At 73.4% G+C, this 5794-nt stretch carries 4 protein-coding genes and 1 pseudogene; 2 read left to right on the plus strand and 3 right to left on the minus strand.

The window, feature by feature from the left end:
• The 3 genes and pseudogenes from DZF91_RS29340 to pgsA all read right to left on the minus strand — a co-directional run.
• Positions 1-593: glycosyltransferase family 4 protein (locus tag DZF91_RS29340; RefSeq protein WP_147341438.1), on the minus strand; the 593-nt coding region annotated here is incomplete at its 3' end.
• Positions 590-1567, minus strand: coding sequence for a phosphatidylinositol mannoside acyltransferase (locus DZF91_RS29345; RefSeq protein WP_117360354.1), 978 nt, complete (start codon positions 1565-1567; stop codon positions 590-592). The genes DZF91_RS29345 and DZF91_RS29340, both read right to left, overlap by 4 nt.
• Positions 1568-1713: 146 nt before the next feature.
• A pseudogene (gene pgsA / locus DZF91_RS29350) lies at positions 1714-2322 on the minus strand (phosphatidylinositol phosphate synthase); the annotation flags it as partial.
• Positions 2323-2565: 243 nt separating this feature from the next.
• Between pgsA and DZF91_RS29355 the strand changes: the two are divergent.
• Together DZF91_RS29355 and DZF91_RS29360 are read left to right on the plus strand one after the other, a co-directional pair.
• The gene (locus DZF91_RS29355) at positions 2566-4734 is read left to right on the plus strand and encodes an elongation factor G-like protein EF-G2 (protein WP_117360356.1); all 2169 of its coding nucleotides are present in this window, start codon (positions 2566-2568) and stop codon (positions 4732-4734) included.
• 198 nt (positions 4735-4932) lie between these two features.
• A partial coding sequence (locus DZF91_RS29360; RefSeq protein ID WP_199486969.1) for a polysaccharide deacetylase family protein occupies positions 4933-5794 on the plus strand: 862 nt, incomplete at its 3' end.

Below are 5794 nucleotides of genomic sequence, written 5' to 3' on the forward strand. Positions count from 1 at the left end.
GCCGCGCCCGCGCGCGGGGCGCCGGTGGCGTCGCGGCCGGGCCAGCCGGGCAGCGGGTCGGCCATCGCGTACCGCTCGGTCGCGACGCCGTTGGGGATCAGCACGGCGTCGCCGCCGAGGTGCTCGACCAGGGTCTTGCGGGCCGCCTCGGAGACCGCGATCCGGCCGGTGATCTTCTCCAGCGCCGACTGCAGGATCGGCGCGGTCACCGACACGACGCGGGACTTGGTGTAGGACGCGTGGAAGGTGCCGACGATGGGGCCGTCGGCCGCCCAGCAGGCGAGCAGGCCGAGGGACGGCGCGGCGGGTTCGTGCACGTGCAGCACGTCGAAGCCGCCGTCGTTGATCCAGCGGCGCACCCGGCCCGCCGACAGGAACCCGAACGCCAGCCGGGCGACCGAGCCGTTGTAGGGCACCGGGACGGCGCGTCCGGCGGACACGACGTAGTCGGGCAGCTCGGCGTCGTCGTCGGCCGGGGTGATCACCGACACGTGGTGGCCGTGGCCGGTCAGCGCCTCGGCGAGGTCGCGGATGTGCTGCTGGACCCCGCCGGGGACGTTCCAGGTGTAGGGGCAGACGATGCCGACCCTCACCGCGCGTCCCCCTCCGCGGCGGCGGGGCGGTGGTCGAGGTCGGCGACCCAGACCTTCTGGAGCATGTGCCAGTCCTCGGGGTGCGCGGCGATGCCCTCCTGGAAGGCGCGGGCGAGCTCCTGGGTCATGGCCTGCACCTTCTCCCGTCCGTCGCCGGTGTCGGGGACGGGGATCTCCTCGTGCACGCGGGCCCCCCAGTCCTCCCCCTCGTACCAGAGTGTCACCGGATGGAGCGCCGCGCCCGTGCGGATCGCGAGGGCGGCGGCGACGGCGGGCATGCGGGCGGTCTCGCCGAAGAACTCCACGTCGACGCCGGACTCGGTGAGGTCGCGGTCGACGACGAGGCAGACCGGCCGGCCGGCGCGCAGGCGCTGGGCGAGCCGTCCGTAGGCGGACGCGCCGCGGTGCGGCAGCACTTCCATCCCCAGACTCTCGCGAAATTCGACAAAACGGTCAAAAAGGGATTCCGGCCGGAGCCGCTCGGCGACCGTGGTGAACGGGTGCCCCATGTGCACCAGCCAGGCCCCGGCCTGCTCGTAGTTGCCCATGTGGGGCAGGGCCAGGACCACGCCGCGGCCCGAGTCGAGGGTCGCGAGCATCTTCTCGTGGCCGGTGACGCGCATGTGGCCGAGGATCCGCTCCCGGGAGAACTCGGGCAGCCGGAAGACCTCCAGCCAGTACCGGAAGTAGGACCGCATGACCCGCTTGGCGGTGAGCCGGACGTACGCGTCGGGCTCGTCCCGGCCGAGGACGCGGCACAGGTTGCGCTCGAGCTGCCGCACGCCCCTGCCGCGCCGCCGCCAGGCGCGGTCGGCGATCGCGGTGAACAGGGCGCGGGCGAGGCGCTCGGGCATCTTGCGGACGACCGTCCAGCCGAGCGCGTAGGCCGTGTCGGTGAGCCGGGCCACCGCCCGCGCGGCGAGGCCGGGGGGCCGCTCGCCGGGACGGTCCCCCTCCGTCCCGGTGGCGGTCATGCGCGCCGTCCCGGCGCGTGCCGCTCCTCGTCCACCTCGGCGGGCTCCGCGGACGGCTCCGGGGCCGCCGGACCGGACGCCCGTCCGGGACCGGCCGGCGGCTGGGCCGGAGACTGCGCGGAGGGCTGGGCGGGTGGCTGGGCCGGGGGCTCGGCCGGACGGGCGTTGGCCTGCTTGTACACGGTCGCGAAGCGCTGGCCGACGGTCACCGTGCTGAGCACGGCGAGCAGCCACAGCGCGAAGGTCAGGACGTAGGGCACGCCGAGGCCGTGGAGTCCGGCCGCGACCAGGGCGATGATCAGCCGCTCGGACCGCTCGGCGATGCCCACGTTGCAGGTGTAGCCGAGGCCCTCGGCGCGGGCCTTGGCGTAGGAGACCACGACCCCGGCGACCAGGCAGTACAGGGCGACCGAGGCGAGGCCGTCCTGGCCGTCGCGCGACAGCCCGGCCATCAGCCCGGCGAAGATCGCCGCGTCCGCGACCCGGTCCATGGTGGAGTCCAGGAACGCGCCGAACCGGGAGCTCCGGCCCGTGACCCGGGCGACCGCGCCGTCCAGCATGTCGAACAGGACGAAGGCGGTGATCACCAGCGTGCCCCAGAAGTAGTTCTCCCGGGGGAAGAAGACCAGCGCTCCGGCGACGGTGCCCGCCGTGCCGACGACCGTGATCGTGTTCGGCGTCACGCCGGTGCGCGCCACCCCACGTCCGATGGGCGTCAGGACACGGCCCAGCGCGGGCCGCAGTTTGTTGAGCATCGCCGTCCGTTCATCGACAGTCCGAGAGCCGGGCGCGACCGGAGGGCCGGGAGAGAAGAGGCGGCCCCGCGCGCGCCGCGCGGCGAACCCATCGTAGTGCTCATCGATACCGCCTCCCCCCTTGTGATCCGCGCCGACACGGGAAAGGGTGAGGAGACGGATGTGACGCCGCTCACTCCGGGCAGAACCACCAAAGGAGCGTGACGGGCTCCCATGGCGGGAGTCCGCCCGAGGAGGTGTGTCATGACGGACAGAGCGAACCACCCGGGAGGCCACGGCAGGGCACCGGAGGCCGGCCGGCCCGACAGGGTGCGCAACGTCGCGCTGGTCGGCCACTCGGGGGCGGGCAAGACGACGCTGACCGAGGCCCTGCTCGCGGCGACCGGGGTCGTGCAGCGCGCCGGGAAGGTCGAGGACGGCACCACCGTCAGCGACTTCGACGACGTGGAGGTGCGCCAGCAGCGGTCGGTGAACCTCGCCCTCGCCCCGTTCGAGTACGGCGACGTGAAGGTCAACCTCATCGACACGCCCGGGTACGCCGACTTCGTCGGAGACCTGCGGGCCGGGCTGCGCGCCGCCGACGCCGCCCTGTTCGTGGTCTCCGCCGTGGACGGCGTCGACGGGCTCACCCGGATGCTGTGGGAGGAGTGCGCGGCCGTGTCGATGCCGCGCGCGGTCGTCGTCACCAAGGTCGACCAGCAGCGCGGCGACTTCGACGACACGCTGCTGCACCTGCAGGACGCCTTCGGGGAGGGCGTGCTGCCCTGCTACTTCCCGGTGTCCGACGGCGACGGGCTGACCGGGCTCATCGGGCTGCTGACGCAGCGCTGCCTGGACTACTCCACCGGCGAGCGGGTCGAGTGCGAGCCGGACGCCGCCTACCTGGACCGGATCGCCGAGCAGCGGGCGTCGCTGATCGAGGGGATCATCCAGGAGAGCGAGGACGAGTCGCTGATGGAGCGGTACATCGGCGGCGAGGAGATCGACGTCAAGGCGCTCATCGAGGACCTGGAGAAGGCCGTCGCGCGCGGCAGCTTCTACCCGGTGCTGGCGACCTCGGTGCCGCACGGCCAGCAGCCCGGCCCGGTCATCGGGATGGCGGAGCTGCTGGAGGTCGTCACCGAGGCGTTCCCGTCCCCGCTGGAGCACTCCTGCCCGGAGGTCGCCCCGGTCGCGGGCGGGCCGCCGCGCCGGATCGAGTGCGACCCGGACGGGCCGCTCGTCGCCGAGGTCGTCAAGACCGTCTCCGACCCCTACGTGGGCCGGATCTCGATGGTCCGGGTGTTCTCCGGGACGCTGCGCCCCGACACCACGGTGCACGTCTCCGGGCACGGCCTCACCGACCGCGGGCACGAGGACCACGACGTGGACGAGCGCGTCGGGGCCCTCAGCTCCCCGCTCGGCAAGACCCAGCGGACGGTCACCGAGTGCCGCGCCGGCGACGTGTGCGCGGTCGCCAAGCTGAACCGCGCCGAGACCGGCGACACGCTCTCGGATCCGGCGAACCCGCTGGTCATGGCCCCGTGGACGATGCCCGACCCGCTGCTGCCGGTGGCGATCCGGGCCCGCTCCAAGGCCGACGAGGACAAGCTCGGCCAGGCGCTCGGCCGGCTGGTCGCCGAGGACCCGACGCTCCGGCTGGAGAACAACGCCGAGACCCGGCAGCTGGTGCTGTGGTGCATGGGCGAGGCGCACGCGGACGTCCTGGTCGACCGGCTCGCGTCCCGGTACGGCGTCGAGGTCGAGCGGGTGGACCTGCGGGTCCCGCTGCGCGAGACGTTCGGCGGGAGGGCCGAGGGGCTCGGGCGGCACGTGAAGCAGAGCGGCGGGCACGGCCAGTACGGCATATGCCACATCGAGGTGGAGCCGCTGCCGTCCGGGGAGGGCTTCGAGTTCATGGACCGCATCGTCGGCGGCGTGGTCCCGAGGCAGTTCATCCCGTCGGTGGAGAAGGGCGTCCGGCAGCAGATGGAGCGCGGCGTCGCCGCCGGGTACCCGCTGGTCGACATCCGGGTGACGCTGCGCGACGGCAAGGCGCACTCGGTCGACTCGTCCGACATGGCGTTCCAGGCGGCGGGCGCGCTCGCGCTGAAGGACGCCGCGTCCAAGGTGCCGGTGCTGCTGCTGGAGCCGGTGGACGAGGTGAGCGTGCTCATCGCGGACGAGTACATGGGCGCGGTCATGTCGGACCTGACGTCCCGGCGCGGCCGGGTCCTCGGCACCGAGGCGCTCGCGCCCGGCGGGCGGACGGTGATCCGCGCGGAGGTGCCGCAGCTGGAGATCACGCGGTACGCGATCGACCTGCGGTCGATGTCGCAGGGCACGGGCAGCTTCCACCGATCCTTCCTGCGGTACGAGCCGCTGCCGTCGCACCTGGCCGACAAGGTCGCCGCGGAGGAGAAGGTGGACTGACCGTCCCTGCACAGCGGACCGGGCATGGCAGACCCGGCGCGGTGATCTCGGCGCGGTGATCCCGCGGCGCGGTGGATGCGGCGGCCGGGAGACCGGTGGAGGGGGTCGCTCTCGCCCGAGCGGCCCCCTTTGCCCCTTTCTCACGGATTGGTCACCCCGCCGGGGAATTCTCGGCGAACTATGAGATTCTTTTCAGCTGTGACAAGTACGGGGGACGAGCGGACTCGGGACAGGCCGAGCCGCCGCAACATCATCAAGGGCGCCGGCCTGGCGGCGGGCGGCCTGGCCGTGGGCGGGGCGGGCGGGGCCGCCGTCGTCGCGGCGATGCCGGAGGGGACGCCGCGTTCCGCCATGGCGATCCCGGTCGCGGGGCCGTGGCGGCCGGTGCACGGGCACGTGGACGTGACCTGGTCGGTCGACACCTCGCAGAAGCTGGTGGCGCTGACCTTCGACGACGGCCCGATGCCGAACTGGACCGGGATGGTGCACGACATCCTGGACGCCGAGAAGGCCAAGGCCACGTTCTTCATGGTCGGCGAGCGGGCGGTCGCCAACGCCCGGATCATCCACGGCCGGATGGACCGGCACGAGGCCGGCAACCACACGTGGGCGCACAAGGACATGTCGCGCCTGACCCACGCGGAGGCCGTGGACGCCATCCACCGGGCGCACAAGGCGATCGCGACGATCACCGGCAAGGAGCCCCGGCACCTGCGGCCGCCCTTCGGGCAGCTCGGCGGGACGACCATGAGCGCGGCGGGCCAGCTCGGCTACGACCTGACGCTCTGGGGCATCAAGATGCTCGAGAAGACCTACGAGCACCACCCGCAGGGCCTGGTCGACTACATCGTCGGCAACGTCCAGCCGGGGACGATCGTCCTCGCGCACGACCACGGGAACCCCGACCGGCTCGTGGCGCTGCGGAACCTCGCGGCGATGATCCGGGGCGTGCGCGCCAGGGGCTTCGAGTTCGTCACGGTGTCGGAACTGCTCGCCGCGTCCGGGCCGCCCGCGCCCGCGGCCCGGCCGCCGGCGCAGTCCCCCTCCCCGCTCACCGGCC

Origin of the sequence: Actinomadura logoneensis (assembly GCF_003428695.1) — a bacterium.
GTDB lineage: Bacteria > Actinomycetota > Actinomycetes > Streptosporangiales > Streptosporangiaceae > Spirillospora > Spirillospora logoneensis.